This is a genomic window from Pseudolactococcus raffinolactis NBRC 100932, assembly GCF_001591765.1.
Classification (GTDB): domain Bacteria; phylum Bacillota; class Bacilli; order Lactobacillales; family Streptococcaceae; genus Pseudolactococcus; species Pseudolactococcus raffinolactis.
The window spans coordinates 38056-56586 of record NZ_BCVN01000006.1 but is presented as its reverse complement, the minus strand read 5'-3'; the positions used below and the strand labels follow the sequence as shown (position 1 = coordinate 56586).

Sequence of the window (18531 nt, the reverse complement as noted above, 5' to 3'; positions counted from 1 at the left end):
TTTACCACATTTTGTGTTAAAATTTGAGTGGAGGTATCATCATGACAGAAATTAAGAAAATTGGTTTTATCGGTTTGGGCGTAATGGGGCATGCTATCGCAGCTAACCTCATCGCTGACGGTTATGAGCTCTACGTTTATAACCGCACAGCTTCAAAAGCAGATGACTTGGTAGCCAATGGTGCTAGCTACTTGACAACGCCACGTCAAGTCGCAGCAGCAAGCGACCTTGTTATCACCATGGTAGGTTATCCAACAGATGTAGAAGAAGTTTACTTTGATGACACAACAGGTATTTTCTCAGGCATTTCAGCTCAGAAGATCGTAATTGATATGACGACTTCAACACCTACCTTGGCTAAAAAGATTGCTGAAAAAGCAAGTGAACTAGATGTTTTGACACTAGACGCACCAGTTAGTGGTGGCGATATCGGTGCCAAAAATCGCACATTGACGATTATGGCAGGTGGCGACCAAGTAGCATTTGATCAAGTCACAGCGATATTCGATAAAATCTCTAAAAAAGCACAATATTTTGGCCCTGCTGGTAGTGGGCAACACGTCAAAATGGCCAATCAAATTGGGATCGCTGGCACCATGACTGCTATGTCAGAATTACTGGTCTATGCTAAAGCGGCAGGCCTAGATTTGCCAGCAGTCATTGAAACCTTGTTAGCTGGCGGCGCCAATACCTGGTCACTCGCGAATTATGGGCCTCGTATCTTAAAAGATGATTACTCTCCAGGATTTTTCGTCAAACATTTTATCAAAGACCTGAAGATTGCCTTGGATGAGTCACAAAAAATGGGCTTAGACTTACCTGCAACACAAGGTGCCCTAGCCTTATATGAAAAACTAGCAGACAAAGGCTTTAATGACGCCGGAACACAGGCTTTGATTAAGCTTTGGTGGGACTGAATTAATTTAAGATAAACATCTATTTTAAATTTGACATATTTATAATTATGTCAAATACATAATTTATTAAAAAGAGGAGCCGATAGCGATGCAAATCAGACCGTTAGAAAGAAATGACCTACCATTTATTCATCAACTCGATAATCACCAGAGTACAATGGCACTTTGGTTTGAAGAACCTTATGAATCCATTGATGAATTGAACAGTTTATATGACAAGCACATCCACGATATTAGTGAACGTCGTTTTGTCATCGATCTCGACGGTGAGTTTGCAGGTGTGATTGAATTAGTGGAAATTGATTACATTCATCGCACGACAGAAATTCAGATTATCGTGCGAAAAGCCTACCAAGGTAGAGGATTAGCAAAACAAGCCATTCGTAAAGGCTTGAATTACGCTTTTAATATGCTCAATATGCATAAAGTTTACCTTTATGTTGATGTCGATAATCATGTTGGGATTCATATCTATGATGGCGCAGGCTTTATCCAAGAAGGCCGTTTGCGTCAGCATTTTTATGCCAATGGGGAGTATCATGATAGCTTGATTATGGGGATTTTTCGAGATGAAGTTAAGATAGAGGGTTAACTAGACGATTTCAGCTATTTGGAATTTTGAGAACATCCAGAATTGGGTGTTTTTTGTATTTCTGTCATTTATATCGGCACAAATCGTTCAGATGAATCCTTAAGATTTTTCTGATACCATCAAAAGTATCAGAAAACTAATAAATTTTTGACATTATAAAACTCAAAAGTTATAATATGAAAAGAAAGCGCTTACTAATTAGTAAGAAGAATGATAATGGAGATGGAAAATGGACAAGATGATCGTTGTAGAACACCTAGATAAAACTTTCAAAAAAACTGTCAAACAGCCCGGCCTAAAAGCGGGATTCAAATCTTTATTTAAGCCACAAATTGAAACTTTTGAGGCTGTGAAAGACTTAAATTTTGAGATTCCAAAAGGTGAAATCTTTGGCTTCATCGGGGCCAATGGTGCAGGTAAATCAACAACGATTAAAATGCTGACGGGGATTTTGACACCAACCAGCGGCACTTGTCTGATCAATGGTAAAAATCCACAGAAAAATCGAACAGCATATGTCAAAGATATTGGTGTTGTTTTTGGTCAGCGGACACAACTCTGGTGGGATCTTGCCTTGCAAGAAACTTATAGCGTCCTCAAGGAAATTTATGACATCTCAGACACGGAATTCCATAAAAGAATGGCTTTTCTAAACGAAGTGTTAGACTTAAATGCCTTTATCAAAGATCCTGTCCGCACCCTTAGCTTAGGTCAGCGGATGCGAGCGGACATTGCCGCAAGCCTACTCCATAATCCAAAAGTTTTGTTTTTGGATGAGCCAACGATTGGGCTTGATGTTGCGGTTAAAGATAATATCCGCAAGGCGATTAAGCAGATCAATCAGGAGGAGCAGACGACGATTTTATTGACGACACATGATTTGAATGATATTGAGTTGCTTTGTGATCGAATTTTTATGATTGATCGGGGGCAGGAGATATTTGATGGTTCCGTGTCACAGCTCAAACAGCGTTTTGGGAAGATGCACGAAGTGAGATTTGAGATGACGCAGCAGTTAGAGGTTGAGCGGCTAGATTATCACCAGCATTTTTCTGATTTAGAGGTGATAAAAGATGGCTTACAGGTGACGATCCAGTTTGATGCGACTAAGGTGGCGATTCCTGACTTTTGGTTAAGTTTACGCTGAGTCGAGCGAATGTGAAGGATATTGCTGTCAAGGATGCGGATATTTAAGAAATAATTCGGCGCTTTTTCAGAAAGGAGATTGAGAATGTTTAAACGTTTTCGGCAGTATCGTCCTTTTATAGATGCAGGTATCCAGGGTAGCATGGCATTTCGACTTGATTTTCTGCTCTTTCGTTTAGGGGATATTTTGGGTGCTGTGGTCACTTATTTTTTGTGGCGTGCTATTTTTGATGCCTCAACACACGCAACTCTGAACGATTTTACCTTACCTGAAATGAGTTTGTATGTCTTCTTGAGTTTTTATGTAGGGACATTTACACACTCTCATAGCAACGATGACATAGGTGATGATGTGAAAAGTGGCACGATTGCCATGCGTCTCTTAAAGCCAATCAGTTTTTCGGCAACTTATTTATTTGAAGAAATCGGTCGCAAGTTGGTTCAAATATTTATGATTACTGTACCAATTTTAGGTGGGATTTTACTCTTTCAGCTTTTCCATGCCCAGTCGCTGCCTCTTAATCCTGTCAATATCTGCTTGTTTCTCATCAGTTGTCTGTTGGGTTACTTATTGAATTTCTATTTTAACTTATGCTTTGGTTTTTCTGCATTCGTTCTAAAAAATCTCTGGGGTGCGAACTTGATGAAAAACTCAATTGTTAATTTTATGTCAGGTACCTTGATCCCACTCAGTTTTTTCCCCGACATCGTCTCAAAAATCTTGTCAATCTCACCATTCGCTTCGTTGATTTACACCCCCGTCACTATCTACCTAGGCCGATATACACTAACTGTAGCACTTGAGCTCATCGCCTTACAAGTTTTTTGGGTTCTCTTTTTCTACGGTCTATCTAAACTCATTTGGCGTGTCTCAATCAAGCATTTAACCGTCCAAGGAGGCTAAACATGAAGAAATTTCTCAGATTAGAAGTCATTTTCATCAAACAATACCTCAAACAGCTCATCGAATATAAAAGCGATTTTTTCGTTGGGATTATTGGGATGTTTCTCACACAGGGCTTGGAAATTCTCTTTATTAGCATCATCTTCAGCCAAATTCCTTCTCTAAACGGCTGGACATTTAAACAAGTTGCTTTCATTTACGGGTTTTCACTGATTCCTAAAGGCATCGACCATCTCTTTTTCGACAACCTCTGGGCAGTGGGTCAGCGCCTAGTCTGGAAAGGCGAATTTGATAAATACATGACACGCCCCCTTAATCCTTTGTTCCATGTTCTAGTGGAACACTTTCAAGTGGATGCCTTCGGCGAATTGATCATCGGTATATCCCTTTTAACGCTGAATATCAGTGTGGTGCAGTGGGATTGGTTGAAAGTTTGTATTTTTATCATCTCTATCCCGTTTACAACCTTAATTTACACGAGTCTAAAAATCATCGCGGCCAGCATGGCCTTTTGGAGCAAACGAGCAGGCAGTGTCATGTATGTCTTTTATATGATTAATGATTTTTCTAAATATCCACTTAGCATCTATAACAAAGGCATTCGCGCCCTCATCACTTTTGTCCTTCCCTTTGCCTTTACCGCCTTTTATCCCGCAGATTATCTCATCACAGGACAAAACTTTGCCTTTCATATCGGTGGCCTATTTGTCATCTCAATCTTGTTGTTTTGCCTTGCCCTAAAAATCTGGGATAAGGGAATTAGCGTTTATGAATCTGCTGGGTCTTAATGCAGTCTCTCTTTTATAAGCATACAGAAGGGACGGTGAAAACTTGAAAAATGAATTAGCTCTAAGTGGTGAGAGGATATGTGAAAAGGTTTATCCAGATTTATTTGAGAATATCGGGATGATTAGAGGAGAGTATCTCATAAGAGAGCTTAATCAAAGTGTTCTGAATGTAGTGACTCAAAAAAAGATAGGTCAATATCTAGAGGAGTTATGTCAACTATACGCTGATGAATTAGTTTGGTATAGATTCTCTGAGCTAACCATAACCGAAGCTAATGTTTTACAAGGAACAAGAACACAATTAGAAGATCAGCATCCTTTGTTTGGTTTAAGAGGCCTGAGAAGACTACTTGAGTTCTCAGATGAATTTCTAGCAGAGCTAAAGGTGATGGTTTCAGTCTATCAATCCCATCACAATCTGTGTGTTTTCCTACCTTTTGTTAATGATGCCGCCCAACTTTCAGAAGCTATCAAGTTTATTAGAGGCAATGGTTTTCAAGGCGATATCGGTTGTATGATTGAATTACCTTCAGCATATTTTGACTTGGATAATATTTTACAAACCGGCATCAAAAAAATAGTCATTGGTATGAATGATTTGACTTCATTTATTTTTGGAGCTGTTCGAGAAGATCAGTGGCATCAAATGGACAGCCTTATCATGTCTCAAATTATCTCTGATATTAATGATAAAGCGACAATGATGGGGGTTGAGATAGTAGTAGCAGGGTATTTATCGAAAAACCTAGTCAAAACTTTGAATGGCAAAGGGATTAAGTGCGTGATACATTACAACTTGATTCCCGAAATATTTGGTAGGGAAATTGCTCATCCCAACCATCTAGTTGATATCAAAAAACTAACGAAAGAAAAAATCAGAGCGCATGAGCTAGATTTAAGAGCACCAGATTAACGATAGACAGATAAGAGATGTACAAAGAGGAGAAGCATGACAAAACTACTAATCAGTGATATCGACGGAACGCTCATCAGACAAGGCAAAGTTGTACTTGATCGACAAAAACTAGACAACTTCAGAAAGTCCAATACCTTTGTGCTCTGTACAGGTAGAAACTATGATAGTTTTCATCACTTTACGCAAAAGTATGCTTTTGATACCTTTGACTATGCTATTTTGTCCAATGGGGCTATGCTGATCGATCAAGAGTTTAACATTTTGTATGCGAGCGAAATCAGCTTGGCAGTTTTAAAAGCACAAGTTGCTGAACTAGCAACCATAGAAGGCATCAATCGCCTATTCTTAGTCATCAATTTAAAAGAGCGAATCTTTGACTCGGTTCAGGATCTATTAGAAGCTATAAATGACATTACAGAAAGTGATAGCTTATTAGGCTTGACAATGGCATTAACAAGCAATCAAGCCGCTCAAGCTTGCTTTGATCAGATAAAAGAAAATCCTGACCTTTCCATTCAACATAATCATAGTTACATTGATATCATTAGTCAGGGAACAAATAAGAAAAGTGGGATTGCGACCCTGCTCTCTAAATTAGAAAGCAGCAGGGTTCAAGTAATTGGCGATGGCGAAAATGACATCCCCATGTTTGAAACAACTGATGAGAGTTTTAGCTTTTATGATGCGCCAGATAGCGTTAAAGAAAAGGCAAATTATTTAGTTGACTGCTATGATGAGATTTTTGAAACTTGATTGCTATGAAAGAGGAGAGTAAATGGTAATTGGACATAATGAATGGCTAGCACTCATCATAGGTGTCATATTAATGATGACGGGTAGTCAACTTTTCAGAGGAAAATGGCTCTTCTTAATTGCTGGTTACAATACCTTAAGTCAATCAGATAAAGAGAAGCTAAATAGCAAATTCATCGGGAAAATAATAGGTATTTTACTATTGCTTTCTTCAGTTATAATAGGTGCAATGGTACTTTATTCTAAAGGGAAAACAGTCTGGTTTATCTGCCAAATTTTGCTGATTATCATTGCGATGATTTATGTAAATGGCAGAAAAAGCAAAAATCAATAAGCCACTTTAAAACTAACTATGATCATAATTAGTTTTATTGCGACTATCTTGAATTGCAACTTTGCTTTTCAATGAATTTAGCAAAGGAAAATGTTATGAATCAGATTCTATACAGAAAACTACAGACAAACGAAGCGCAGTTATTTTGGAACATGATGAATGAATTGGATCATGAAACAAAATTCATGATGTATGAACCTGGCGAAAGAGAAAATACTGCTTCAGAAATCAAAGAAATTGAAGTCTTGATACAAAGTGCAAAGGACAATAAAAACTATTTGTTTATTGCAGAAGTCAATCATCAGATTATCGGTTATATTTTAGCCTTGCGCGGCACGCCTAATCGCGTGAAACATACCGCTTATATTGTAACGGGGATAAAAAAAGACTACCGTGGAAAAGGCATCGGTAAGACATTCTTCACATCCCTAGATAATTGGGCAAAAGGGAATGGCATTAAACGTCTTGAACTAACTGTCATCCGCACCAATCTTGTGGCCAAACGATTATATGAGCAAAAAGGTTTTGTGGTCGAAGGAACTAAGAAAAATGCTATGATGATTGATGGTGACTTTGTTGATGAATTTTATATGGCTAAATTGTTATAATCTTGATTGCTTTGTATATGAGGTCTGGAACAAAAGTCAAAATCTAGAATATTTTAGTTCATTTCTAAATTCAGAATATAATTTACTATCATGCCTTTTTCGTTCATGATAGAGGGCATAAAAGTAAAAATAAAGTTAAATAATTCCAACATTGCGTAAAAGAACGCACTTCTGACATGGTTGACAAACACATCAATTATTTCATGACAAGTATAAACGGAGATCATTCAAATGAATAATATTGCAGTTGTCTATCAAACACATTATGGTACGACCCTAAAATATGCTGAGTGGATTGCTGAATCACTTGATGCTGATTTATTGAATAGGAAAAAAGTATCTGTATCTGATTTAAGTCAATATGACATGATTATTTATGGGGGTGGTTTATATGCAGGTAGCATACTTGGCGTAGATTTGGTTTCAAAAAGCAAGTTCAAACATCTTGTAATATTCACAGTTGGACTTGCTGATCCTAAAATCATGAATTATTCAGAGATTATGGCCAAAGGCTTCCCAAATCAAGCATATCAACCCAATCAAGTTTATCATTTTCGTGGAGGGATTGATTATCAAAAACTCAGTTTCCTCCATCGCGGTTTGATGGCATTACTCAAAAAGACGGTTGAGAAAAAATCTGATTCGGAGATGTCTGCTGAAGGTAAAGCGATACTAGAGACCAATGGTGAAAAGGTTGATTTCACAGATAAAAAGATGATTTCACCATTGATTAGCTATGTAAAGAATGTAAAGCTGTGAAAGTATTTTGCTAATCATTAACTATTAGCATTTTGATAACGATATGACATATCTTTTTCTACTATTATTACCTAGTAGTACCCACGAAGAAAACCCCTGAAAATAACTGAAAAATATGGTAAAATTAGTATCGAGTATCGAGATACATTTTATCATTTTTTTAATGGCTTGAACAAATTCAGTTAAAGCATGCGAAAAAATAACAAAAGAATTGGGTTTAGTGAACTAAAATTTTACCCATTAAATACAAAAAAGAGATTCTAAGGCTATCAAGCCTTGGTACACAAGGAGTTATAAGAAATGGTAGTAATCCAATGGTTTCCAGGTCACATGTCCAAAGCACGTCGACAAGTTCAGGAAAATTTAAAACATGTTGATTTGGTGATGGAGTTGGTGGATGCTAGATTGCCTCTATCAAGCCGAAATCCCATGTTAGATAAGATTATCGGCACTAAGCCACGTCTTGTCATCATCAATAAAAAAGATTTAGGCGATGATTTGGAAATTCAAAAATGGGTTCATTATTTTGAAGCACAGGGCATTTTAGCCGTTAAAATTAACGCCAAAGAGCAGCAAACTGTCAAAAAACTGACCAAGGCTGCCAAAGAAGTCCTTGCAGACAAACTCAAACGTGCTTCTGAGCGTGGCATTCAAAATAAAGCCATCAGAACCATGATCATCGGCATTCCTAATGTCGGCAAGTCAACCCTCATGAACCGCTTGGCAGGTAAAAAAATCGCCATTACAGGTAATAAGCCAGGGGTCACTAAAGGGCAGCAATGGTTGAAAACCAATGAAGAATTGGAAATCTTAGATACACCAGGTATTCTTTGGCCAAAATTTGAGGACCAAACAGTCGGCTTGAAGCTCGCCTTGACGGGTGCAATTAAGGACGACCTGATTCCCAAAGATGAGATCACGATTTTCGGTCTGGATTTCTTCAAATCTAACTACCCAACTGAACTTCAAAATCGCTTCAAATTAACAGATGAACAGATGAATTTATCTGCTGTTGATTTAATCGTCTTATTGACTCAAAAATATGGCTTCCGAGATGATTACGACCGTTTTTATGACATGTTTATCAAAGATGTCCGCGACAGCAAGCTCGGAACCTACACCCTCGACCGTGTGTCAGACCTTAACAAAGAGGACGCGCAAGATGACAACGATTAAAGCAGTGGGAGAGCTACTCCAAGCAGCGCAAACCCTGTCAGACCCTCTATTTGACGAATGGTCGCAGGATACACGCCAAGGCGTGCAAAAATTAATCGCCAAACGCCAACGTGAAATTCAAGCTGCCCTTGATGAAGCAGCCCGACTTGAAACTTTGCTAGCCTATGAACGCGAACTCTATGCCCAAAATATCTCCTTAATCGCTGGCATCGATGAAGTTGGCCGTGGCCCATTAGCAGGTCCTGTCGTCACAGCAGCCGTCATTTTACCCGAAAATTGTCAAATTCCTGGCCTCAACGATAGTAAACAGATTCCTAAAGCGCAGCATCAGGCCGTCTATGACCGCGTCATGGCTGAAGCCCTCGCAGTGGGTATCGGGATCATCGACAATCACGTCATTGATCAGGTCAACATCTACGAAGCGACCAAACTGGCCATGTTACAGGCGATTGAGCATCTTGAACTTAAGCCAGAACATCTGTTGATTGATGCCATGAGTTTAGAGAATGATATCCCGCAAACTTCTCTGATCAAAGGAGATGCTAAATCCATGTCCATTGCAGCAGCATCCATTGTTGCCAAAGTGACACGAGATCAGATGATGACAGAATACGATCAAACCTACCCTGGCTATGATTTCACCCACAATGCTGGTTATGGTACAAAAAAACATCTGGAAGGGCTTGCTAAGCAAGGCTTCACAGATATTCATCGGCAATCATTTGAACCAATCAAATCAATGGTTGGGCGTGGTTAATCGTCTAATCCGTAATACTGAGATAAAATCTGAGCTTTCTGTTCTGATATCTCACGATAGGTGCCGGTCAGTTGAGACCGCAAATACACTTTTTCATCAACTATCTGAACCCCCACAAATGCTGCGTTCGGATAGTTTTTGTTGACACTGAGCATCCGTTGTTTGACGTCTGTAACATTTTCCTCAGTAACTGGCACATCTAAGAAAATGTGGTGATCAAGTCGTGAGAGGTTGGCAAGTGCTGTAATATTTCGATTGGGTACAAACACTAAGGCACCAGCGCTAGTTTTGAGGGTGAGGGAGCGAATCCCGATGACCATGACGGTACCTGTGATATCCAGGTTCTTGAAGTTGACAGTATCGCCAACGTTAACTTGATGTTCAACGATGATGAAGAAGCCGTTGATGATGTCCGTCATCAGATCTCGTCCAGCAAAGCCAAGACCAACACCGACAATCCCAGCACCTGCAAGCAAGCTCGCGACGGGCAGACCGAAGATCCCTAGGATCGTGTAGATGTAAAGGAAGACAGTCAGGTATTGGAAGACAGACAGAGTCAGGCGTGAAAGGGTTAAAACACGCGCGCTATCGGCGATATTAATACGGCTATAGTTGTCAAATAAATGCTTGATGATCCGCTTTAAAATGCGATAGAAGATGAAAAATAGGACGCTTGCAATTATGACGTAGATGATTTTTTCTACGGCTGTATCGAATAAGGTTTCTAGGTGTAGATATTTCAAAAGAGACACTCCAAATCAATAATTTTCAGAAAATTCAAGTAAATTGTTGCAAAAAAGCACAAAAAGGGCTAAAATAAGTATAACAAATTTTTAGACGAGATGGGTTTCAAATATCCATCCTTTGTTTGCTTGATAGATGAAAGAGGTTATTTATGACGCTTAATATTGATTGGGAAAATCTTGGTTTTGAGTATATGAACTTGCCCTATCGCTTTATTGCCCGCTTTAAGGATGGTCAATGGGATGCGGGAAGTTTAACGGAAGATGCCACACTCCATCTTTCAGAGTCATCACCTGCCTTGCACTATGGCCAACAAGCTTTTGAAGGCTTGAAAGCCTACCGCACAAAAGCAGGTGAGATTCAATTGTTTCGTCCTGATCAAAATGCGGAACGTTTGCAAAAAACGGCAAGACGTTTAATGATGCCTGAAGTCCCGACTGACCTCTTTGTTGAGGCAGTTAAGGCTGTCGTAAAAGCAAATCATGAATATGTTCCACCCTATGAAAGTGGTGGTAGTCTTTACTTACGTCCACTCTTGATTGGTGTTGGTGACATCATTGGTGTGCAACCCGCCCAAGAATATATCTTTACGGTCTTTGCCATGCCTGTTGGCAATTACTTTAAAGGTGGCTTAGCGCCAACTAAGTTTATCGTCTCACGAGATTTTGACCGCGCTGCGCCCCACGGCACTGGTGCAGCCAAAGTTGGTGGTAACTACGCTGCAAGCCTCCTACCAGGCCAAGAAGCGCATGATGCTGGCTATTCTGATGTCATTTATTTAGACCCAACCACACATACAAAAATAGAAGAAGTTGGCTCAGCCAATTTCTTTGGGATTACTAAGGATGGTGAGTTTGTGACACCGCTTAGTCCATCAATTTTACCATCAATTACCAAGTATTCTCTTCTCTATTTAGCAGAACATCGTTTAGGATTGAAAGCTTCCGAAGGTGATGTCTATGTGGATGATCTAGATCGTTTTGCTGAAGCTGGAGCCTGTGGAACAGCAGCAGTTATTTCACCAATAGGTGGCATTAAAAATGGCGATGACTATCATGTATTCTATAGTGAAACAGAAGTCGGACCAGTTACTCGCCAACTCTACAATGAATTAGTCGGGATTCAAAAGGGTGATATAACAGCACCTGAAGGTTGGATTTATAAAGTTGAGATTTCGGATTAAATCACATCACAAGAAACGTTTTACATAATTAAATTTATGTAAAACGTTTCTATTTTCCCTGATCATATCATCTTCAAACCAACTGACCGAGCCTTATTGTAATTTATGTAACATTTTGATATCCTATATAAGATACAATTATTTTATAAGGGAGTTTTATGGATAAGAAACTAAAAATCAGTGATTATTTACTGATTGGTTCAATGTTATTTGGGTTATTTTTTGGGGCAGGAAATCTCATTTTCCCTGTGCATATGGGACAAGAAGCAGGAGCAGCAATCTTCCAAGCTAACCTTGGCTTTCTAGTGACGGGGATTGGCTTACCATTCTTAGGGATTATCGCTGTTGGTCTTTCTCAAAGTTCTGGTCTTTTTGATATGGCATCACGTATCAATCGCAAGTACGCTTATATTTTTACAACGCTATTATATTTAGTGATTGGTCCATTCTTTGCTTTACCACGCTTAGCGACGACATCTTTTGAGGTTGGCTTATCACCTTTCTTGTCAGCTGGTGCACAAAAACCATTGTTAGCACTTTTCAGTCTTTTATTTTTTACAGCTGCTTGGTTCTTTTCACGCAAACCATCAAAAATCCTAGATTATATCGGTAAGTTTTTGAATCCACTGTTTCTAATTTTACTAGGTCTTTTATTGGTCGTTGCCTTCTCTGGGCCGATGGGTGGTGTCAGTCATGCAAAAGTTGGGACAGCTTATCAAACCTCACCATTTATCGCTGGCTTTACTCAAGGGTATAATACACTTGACGCGCTTGCGGCGCTAGCCTTCGGGATTATCATCGTCACAACCATTCGCCAACGTGGTGTGACCAATCCTAAGGTGATTGCGATTGATACCATCAAAGCAGGTGGGATTAGTGTGCTACTCATGGGGATTATTTACACCTGTCTGTCTTACTTGGGGACGATGAGTCTTGGTAAGTTTGCGATGAGTGAAAATGGTGGGATTGCCTTATCTCAGATTTCGAATTACTATTTGGGGACTTTTGGGACGATTATCTTGGCCTTGATCATTATTATCGCTTGTTTGAAAACAGCGGTTGGCTTGATCACAGCATTCTCAGAGACATTTGTTGAACTTTACCCTAGATTCTCTTACCGTTTTTACGTAATTTTGGCGAGTGTCTTGCCGTGTTTGTTTGCCAATGTCGGGTTGACCAATCTGATTCAAATTTCGATTCCGGTTTTGATGTTCTTATATCCGCTTGCCATTACTTTGATTATTTTGGCTTTGTTGAGCCCATTATTCCATTATTCTAAACGGGTTTATCAAGTGACGACTGGCTTTACGCTGATTGCTGCGATCTTTGATGGTCTTAACGCCATTCCGATGGGAGATCATCCTAACGTCTTGATGGCAAATTTACTGGACTTCGCTAAACACACCCTTCCTTTCTTTTCGATTGGAATGGGATGGATTGTCCCTGCAGCCATTGGCTTGGTCGTGGGTTGCATTTGGCAAGTTGTCGAAAACAAGTCAACAAAATAAGGTTTATAACATAGAAAAAGTCACTTAAGTTGTCATAACTTAGGTGACTTTTAATTTGGCCTTATTTTTAGGCTTTAGCACGTGTCATTGATTTGATGAAAGCAACAAAGCTTGGAAGTAGGGTCACGACGATGATGCCTAAAATGATCACTGAAAAATGGGTTTTGACAAAAGGAATGTTACCAAACAAGTAGCCCGCGCCAGTTGCAATGAGTGACCAAGACAAAGCAGCGATGAAAGCACGCTTAATGAAGTCGCTGGCTTTGAACTGACTAATCCCTGCTACAAATGGGACAAAGGTCCGAATAATCGGGATGTACCGACCAAGAATGATGGCAAGCGAGCCATTTTTCTCGAAATAGAGTTCTGCATCCTCAATATGCTGAGGCTTGATGAGTTTACTGAAAAACTTGTGATTAATCATCTTGTAACCTGCCGTATGACCGATGAAAAAGTTACAAATATCGCCTAAAAAGGCTGCGAAGAAGAAGAGGACCAGGAAAATCCAGACGTTGAAGTGCATATCTGGGTTAGCAGCCAAAGCACCAGCCGCAAAAAGCAAGCTATCACCTGGCAAGAAAGGCATGATAACAGCGGCAGTCTCTATAAAAATGATGAGAAAGAGCAGTAGGTAAGTCCAGGCACCAACAGATTGTGCCATGGTATAGATGTGTTGATCGATATGTAAAATAAAGTTAATGAGCATGATGCGCTTTCTATTTTCAATTAAAAATTTGGTGCCGGCATCACATCTTTATAATAGAAGGAGTAGATGCCGGCAGATTTATAGCAGATAGCTTAAATTATAGCATTTTTTGAGTATTTCGCAACTTTGAAACGCACTAGTTCACAACTTATCCAAAGCATCTTTTTGTTCTTCATCGACGATATGCGTATAAAGGTCAGTCACCTGTGTAGAAGCATGACCGAGCTGATGGCTGACCAGAACCTGAGAGTTGGTCTCAGCATACAATCTTGTGGCCAAGGTATGGCGAAGTTTATGAGGCGTCACGCGGACTTTGAAGACTTTGGAGTATTTGGCAACCATTTTTTCAACACTGGAGTTGTCGATACGATTAGCTTGTTCTTTATATAAAGTCAAAAATAAAGCCACATCACGTTTACCTGCCTGATAACGTTTCTCCCGAATGTCCAAATATGCCGTTAAATAAGGCTTCGCAAAACCAGCGATATTGACAGAATCACGTTTCCCACCTTTTCGTGTCACCTCAACAACCATGGTTTTCAGGTTTAAATCATTGAGATCAATATTCACCGTTTCAGACAAGCGAATCCCTGACGCTAGAATTAACGCGATAATGGCTAAATCCCGTTCTTTATTCTTGATAAATGAAGATTTGGCGCGATTTGAAAGACTAATTTCATACTCAGTATCAATAAAGTCTAAAAATCCTTGCGTTTCATCCCCTAAAAAGAGTTTATTTTTGATATTTTCAGCACGTGAAGCCAGTGTCTCTTTTTTCTTTTGAGTTGCGACTTTCTTCATGACATTGCGATAGAAGTAGGGCTCACCATTTTCATCTTCAACCTCCTCAGTCAAGTACTTATAGAGGCTTGATAGGGCAGAAAGTGTCCGATTTATCGTCGTTTGGGACACACCATAGGTTGTCGAATAGGTATTCAGCTTAGGGCGCTCACGCAGATATAAAATATAGTTCTCAAGGTCATGCTTGGTTAATTTTTCCAAGGTTTCTAAGGAAATATCAGCCATTTTCGAGGCATTTGAGATGTCAGCATCCATGAGCCAGCTAAAAAATCGCTGATATTCTTTGAGATATTCATACAAGGTATTGAGTGAGTATGGGACGGCGGACTTAGAACGGTAGTATTCCAATACAAAGTCTGGCATCACAATTTTTAAGTCCTCAATATTTTCAATTAGGCGTTCTCGTTTCATAAGACTAGTATAAGGGATACACCGACATTTGTCAAGAAAATTACAGTTTTTCGGAAAGATGTCTATTGTTATTTACAAGGGCATCCTTGATGTCCGAATTGTAACCAGATCCTACTCTCTATTTTTTAGATAAAAATTCTGCCAAATTCGGAGACTCATTGTATTTCACAGATGCCCGTTTATCCTTTTCAATAATCGCTTTTCCTAAATCAATCCCATTGACATTGGCGATCTCGACAACATAATGAACCACATCAGCTAATTCATTTTCTAATGAGGCATCATCTGTGTTGGCTTTATTACCTTTTAATTGACTTAAGACTTCAGCAACTTCGCCAATTTCTTCAACTAATTTGATAAATAAATCACTTGTCGACGGGCTACTGATATTTTTTCTTTGACATATTGCTTCGTATTTTACATCTAAATAATCTTGTAAAGACCTAAAGGTTAATTCTATCATGTTTTCCTATTTTCCTTTATTTATTGATACCATAATATTTGCTACCAGTCTATCATATTATCTATCGATTATAAAGCTAAAACTTATCTATTAATAATCAAATAAAGAAAACGTCCATTTAAAAACGAACGTTCTTAATCGCATTAATCACTTGAAGGCTTGATCAACCAAAGTCCAGGTCACGACAGATTCAAATGTCCCTAGTTTTGCTTGATTTTGTGGTATATCTAGCGTTACATGCTCGGGATCCCATGTTAGATCACTCCAACCTTCATCTGTAAAGGGTAACGATGGATTTTTAGGCATTACAGGGCCAGCAGTGTCACGATTCTCCGAAAAATTCATGATAGCATCTGTTTCCTCAGCCTGTCCATGCACACTCAGTAAATTAGTAGCTAACAGAGATAAAAACAAAAGACCAACTTTCTTCTTCACAATACGCCTCCTTTCAAAAATAATCCTTTAAGAGGGATAGGGAGCATAACTTTTAGTGCCTATCTAAAGTTTCTCCGTATTTTTTGATCTCATGCAACTTAGCTCTAGAGCAAGTCAAGCACGTGGTACAGTAAGAGCCTTCAAAAAAATTTCGAAGGCGCTTAGTCATCACGTCATATTCTCTTAAAACAAAATAGAGGGGAAGTAATCTGTTTGTTTCAATCAAACATGAAGTAGGTCAATAGCAAGAAGCTTGCCATCAACATTTCTTATTCTATCCTATTTTATTTATTAAGTAAGGTAAATTTTTTGTTAATTAAACAAAAATAATACCCATTTAGTTCAGGGTATTATGTCAATTATCGTTTTTATGTTAAAGCCATTCGACTGCTGGAGATTGTTTTTAACGTGAAATACGCCATTTGATAATCATATTCTCTATATTCATCCAGTCTCGATAATCAAACGGTGAGTTCACAAAGCAGATAAAGGCTGGAGGGGTTTCTCGATGGGGTAACTCTAACTCGCTGATTACAATATCAGCTTCTTTAAGTGTATTGACGAAATCAATTTGGATCATTAATTGTCTATTTTTTAGATTTTCCATAGCCATTGATTGTGTGATTGCAGAATAGCACAACAGAAAAACTTTGCATGGAATCTCTCTTGAAAAAAATACAGAATTGAGGATACGCTGTAAAAAGAAAGGCATATTAGGATGTTGCAAGAATAATTCTCGATAAACAGGCGTCTCTTGTAATCTATCAACCATACGGTGCCAAAGAAATATATATTCACTTTTTTTCTCGATAAATCGTTCCTGCTCAGTCATTAAATGACGAAAACAAAACGATACATGAAATATTTGATGCCAAACAATACATTGCTTATGCGCATAGCAAATAAAACGTTTCTCTATTGCGGTAAGCGTCATACCACCCACCTTCTCAATTGTATCAATAAATAGTTGACATTCCTTTGTTTGGCAGTTGGTGGGGCCTAAGGTATTGGCCGGTTGATAGATTAGCGTACAGAATAAAAAATATAAAAAATCAATTTCTCTATTTTTTTGTTGTGCTGTCAAGTCAATGTCTAAAAATAGCAGCTCTACCTTTTGTGTAAATACAGTCAATGGTAAAACAGGACATTCAAAATGGTTTGGAAATACGATGTCATCAGGCAATAAATGCCCTTTTTTAATTCTATCTAAAACAATGCGATAAAAAATTTTTATTTTTAAGTTGGAGGATTGGAAAATATAGGGGAATTCTTCGAGTACACTATCTAAAAAGAGGTTCAGTTGTGAGTTTTCAGTTTCGAAGAAATCAATATATTTACACTGAAATTGAGAAAGAACCATACAAAAAAACATAAATCTGATTTGCTTTTCTTCTCCGGAAATCATTTTTGATGCCTTCTTCTTAGTACAAAGTTGAAGCGAAAAATGTTGCAAATATTCTCGACATTTGACGAGTTCTTTTTTACCTGTCTCATAACTCATAAATTTTGCTTCAGTTTCTTTCATCAAGTTAGAAAATCGTTCATGGTACACTTCTTGAAAAAAATGAAGAAAAAAACTATCCGCAATATAAGCATTTTTCAAGATTTGAAAAGAAATAGACTGGTTAAGCTCTAGATATACTTTATCAGTTGTTTTATAGAGTGAGTATCCCTCTTCTCCAACAACAAGGTTTAAAATATCCCTAAGTTTTAAGATGGCATAATTGATCGTCGTTCTAGATAATCCTATATCGTCGACAATCTCTTCAAAATTCATAATTCCATGTTCTTTGTTCAATAAAGCACTACATAATTTAAAAACTTGTTGCTCTTTTTCAGTTAAAATGAAACGTTCCATTTTTTCACATCCTTAAAAGATAATCTACACTATCAGTCTAATATCTTGTCACAAGGCAATATTATACCACCTTTAAGCCATTTTTCAAATTAATTTATGAAAAACAATTGATATATAATCGTAAAAAAAAATTAATTAGTTTCATAATTTAAAGAAAAAAGCAGATACATTCATATATTTTATACGCAATGTATTTTTTATTAGTCAATATAAGATAACATTAAAATAATTATATACAAAAAGGCCATTTCAAGAAAAAATGACCTTTTCAATCTTGATTAACTAAAAAAAGATACCCCGAAGAGTATCTTTATAATCAAAAGATTATTTAAGACCTGCAGAACCGCCAGCAGCGCCGATAGCTTCAACGATTGCTTCAGCTTCAGCTTTTGGAAGACCTTCTTTGATAACAACTGGAGCGCTGTCAACAAGATCTTTAGCTTCTTTAAGTCCAAGACCAGTAGCTTCGCGAACTGCTTTGATTGTAGCAACTTTTTTGTCGCCAGCTGAAGTCAACTCAACGTCAAATTCAGTTTTTTCTTCTGCTGCAGCTGCACCAGGACCTGCTATAGCTACTGGAGCTGCTGCAGATACGTCAAATTTTTCTTCGATTGCTTTTACAAGCTCAGAAAGTTCAAGAATAGTTGCTGTTTCAAGTTCAGCAACGATGTTTTCAATGTTCAATGCCATTGTTGGAATCTCCTTAGAATTTTTTATTTAATATGCAAGGTTAAGATGCGACTTGCGCGCATTTAAGTAGCAAGTATCAATT

General features: G+C 38.3%; 20 protein-coding genes and 1 pseudogene. 14 read left to right on the top strand and 7 right to left on the bottom strand.

Annotated elements, in window-relative coordinates; genetic code table 11:
- Window positions 1–50: 50 nt before the first annotated feature.
- The 12 genes and pseudogenes from LRA01S_RS03595 to rnhB all read left to right on the top strand — a co-directional run bounded on the left by LRA01S_RS03595 (window position 51) and on the right by rnhB (window position 9650).
- The gene (locus tag LRA01S_RS03595) at window positions 51–917 is read left to right on the top strand and encodes an NAD(P)-dependent oxidoreductase (protein WP_174519818.1); all 867 of its coding nucleotides are present in this window, start codon (window positions 51–53) and stop codon (window positions 915–917) included.
- Window positions 918–1005: 88 nt separating this feature from the next.
- A complete protein-coding gene (locus tag LRA01S_RS03590) occupies window positions 1006–1509 on the top strand; it encodes a GNAT family N-acetyltransferase (RefSeq protein WP_061774270.1) in 504 nt (167 codons plus the stop codon).
- Window positions 1510–1747: 238 nt separating this feature from the next.
- A pseudogene (locus LRA01S_RS03585) lies at window positions 1748–2504 on the top strand (ABC transporter ATP-binding protein); the annotation flags it as partial.
- 236 nt (window positions 2505–2740) lie between these two features.
- Window positions 2741–3559, top strand: a complete 819-nt coding sequence (locus LRA01S_RS03580) for an ABC transporter permease (protein ID WP_061774269.1) — start codon at window positions 2741–2743, stop codon at window positions 3557–3559.
- Window positions 3560–3561: 2 nt separating this feature from the next.
- Entirely contained in the window at window positions 3562–4347 is a 786-nt protein-coding gene (locus LRA01S_RS03575) for an ABC transporter permease (RefSeq protein WP_061774268.1), read from the top strand.
- A 43-nt stretch (window positions 4348–4390) separates the two neighbouring features.
- A complete protein-coding gene (locus tag LRA01S_RS03570) occupies window positions 4391–5260 on the top strand; it encodes a putative PEP-binding protein (protein WP_061774267.1) in 870 nt (289 codons plus the stop codon).
- 36 nt (window positions 5261–5296) lie between these two features.
- A complete protein-coding gene (locus LRA01S_RS03565; protein ID WP_061774266.1) occupies window positions 5297–6016 on the top strand; it encodes an HAD-IIB family hydrolase in 720 nt (239 codons plus the stop codon).
- 22 nt (window positions 6017–6038) lie between these two features.
- Entirely contained in the window at window positions 6039–6350 is a 312-nt protein-coding gene (locus LRA01S_RS03560; protein ID WP_061774265.1) for a DUF3784 domain-containing protein, read from the top strand.
- A 95-nt stretch (window positions 6351–6445) separates the two neighbouring features.
- Window positions 6446–6958, top strand: a complete 513-nt coding sequence (locus LRA01S_RS03555; protein WP_096824035.1) for a GNAT family N-acetyltransferase — start codon at window positions 6446–6448, stop codon at window positions 6956–6958.
- Window positions 6959–7189: 231 nt separating this feature from the next.
- Complete coding sequence (locus LRA01S_RS03550) at window positions 7190–7717, top strand: flavodoxin domain-containing protein (RefSeq protein ID WP_061774264.1); 528 nt, start codon at window positions 7190–7192, stop codon at window positions 7715–7717.
- 300 nt (window positions 7718–8017) lie between these two features.
- Window positions 8018–8893, top strand: coding sequence for a ribosome biogenesis GTPase YlqF (ylqF, locus tag LRA01S_RS03545; protein WP_061774263.1), 876 nt, complete (start codon window positions 8018–8020; stop codon window positions 8891–8893).
- The gene (rnhB, locus tag LRA01S_RS03540) at window positions 8880–9650 is read left to right on the top strand and encodes a ribonuclease HII (protein WP_061774262.1); all 771 of its coding nucleotides are present in this window, start codon (window positions 8880–8882) and stop codon (window positions 9648–9650) included. The genes ylqF and rnhB overlap by 14 nt, the downstream gene beginning before the upstream one ends.
- Here rnhB and LRA01S_RS03535 read toward each other — a convergent pair.
- On the bottom strand, window positions 9647–10402 hold the full coding sequence (locus LRA01S_RS03535; RefSeq protein WP_061774261.1) for a mechanosensitive ion channel family protein: 756 nt from the start codon (window positions 10400–10402) through the stop codon (window positions 9647–9649). The genes rnhB and LRA01S_RS03535 overlap by 4 nt on opposite strands.
- Before the next feature lie 143 nt (window positions 10403–10545).
- Here LRA01S_RS03535 and LRA01S_RS03530 point away from each other — a divergent pair, with 143 nt between their 5' ends.
- Together LRA01S_RS03530 and brnQ are read left to right on the top strand one after the other, a co-directional pair.
- Window positions 10546–11577 (top strand): branched-chain amino acid aminotransferase, encoded by a 1032-nt coding sequence (locus LRA01S_RS03530; protein WP_061774260.1) that lies wholly within the window; start codon window positions 10546–10548, stop codon window positions 11575–11577.
- Window positions 11578–11735: 158 nt separating this feature from the next.
- Window positions 11736–13085, top strand: coding sequence for a branched-chain amino acid transport system II carrier protein (brnQ, locus tag LRA01S_RS03525; RefSeq protein WP_061774259.1), 1350 nt, complete (start codon window positions 11736–11738; stop codon window positions 13083–13085).
- A 67-nt stretch (window positions 13086–13152) separates the two neighbouring features.
- Here the strand turns inward: brnQ and LRA01S_RS03520 are convergent, their stop codons facing one another.
- The 6 genes from LRA01S_RS03520 to rplL form a co-directional block, all read right to left on the bottom strand.
- Window positions 13153–13794: a VTT domain-containing protein gene (locus LRA01S_RS03520; protein ID WP_082785373.1), complete on the bottom strand. Its 642-nt coding sequence runs from the start codon at window positions 13792–13794 to the stop codon at window positions 13153–13155.
- A gap of 138 nt (window positions 13795–13932) precedes the next feature.
- A complete protein-coding gene (xerS, locus tag LRA01S_RS03515) occupies window positions 13933–15003 on the bottom strand; it encodes a tyrosine recombinase XerS (RefSeq protein ID WP_061774257.1) in 1071 nt (356 codons plus the stop codon).
- 118 nt (window positions 15004–15121) lie between these two features.
- On the bottom strand, window positions 15122–15466 hold the full coding sequence (locus LRA01S_RS03510) for a MazG nucleotide pyrophosphohydrolase domain-containing protein (protein ID WP_061774256.1): 345 nt from the start codon (window positions 15464–15466) through the stop codon (window positions 15122–15124).
- A 147-nt stretch (window positions 15467–15613) separates the two neighbouring features.
- On the bottom strand, window positions 15614–15901 hold the full coding sequence (locus tag LRA01S_RS03505; protein ID WP_061774255.1) for a hypothetical protein: 288 nt from the start codon (window positions 15899–15901) through the stop codon (window positions 15614–15616).
- A 403-nt stretch (window positions 15902–16304) separates the two neighbouring features.
- Window positions 16305–17759, bottom strand: a complete 1455-nt coding sequence (locus LRA01S_RS03500) for a helix-turn-helix domain-containing protein (protein ID WP_061774254.1) — start codon at window positions 17757–17759, stop codon at window positions 16305–16307.
- Window positions 17760–18083: 324 nt separating this feature from the next.
- Entirely contained in the window at window positions 18084–18449 is a 366-nt protein-coding gene (gene rplL / locus LRA01S_RS03495) for a 50S ribosomal protein L7/L12 (RefSeq protein WP_061774253.1), read from the bottom strand.
- Window positions 18450–18531 lie beyond the last annotated feature (82 nt).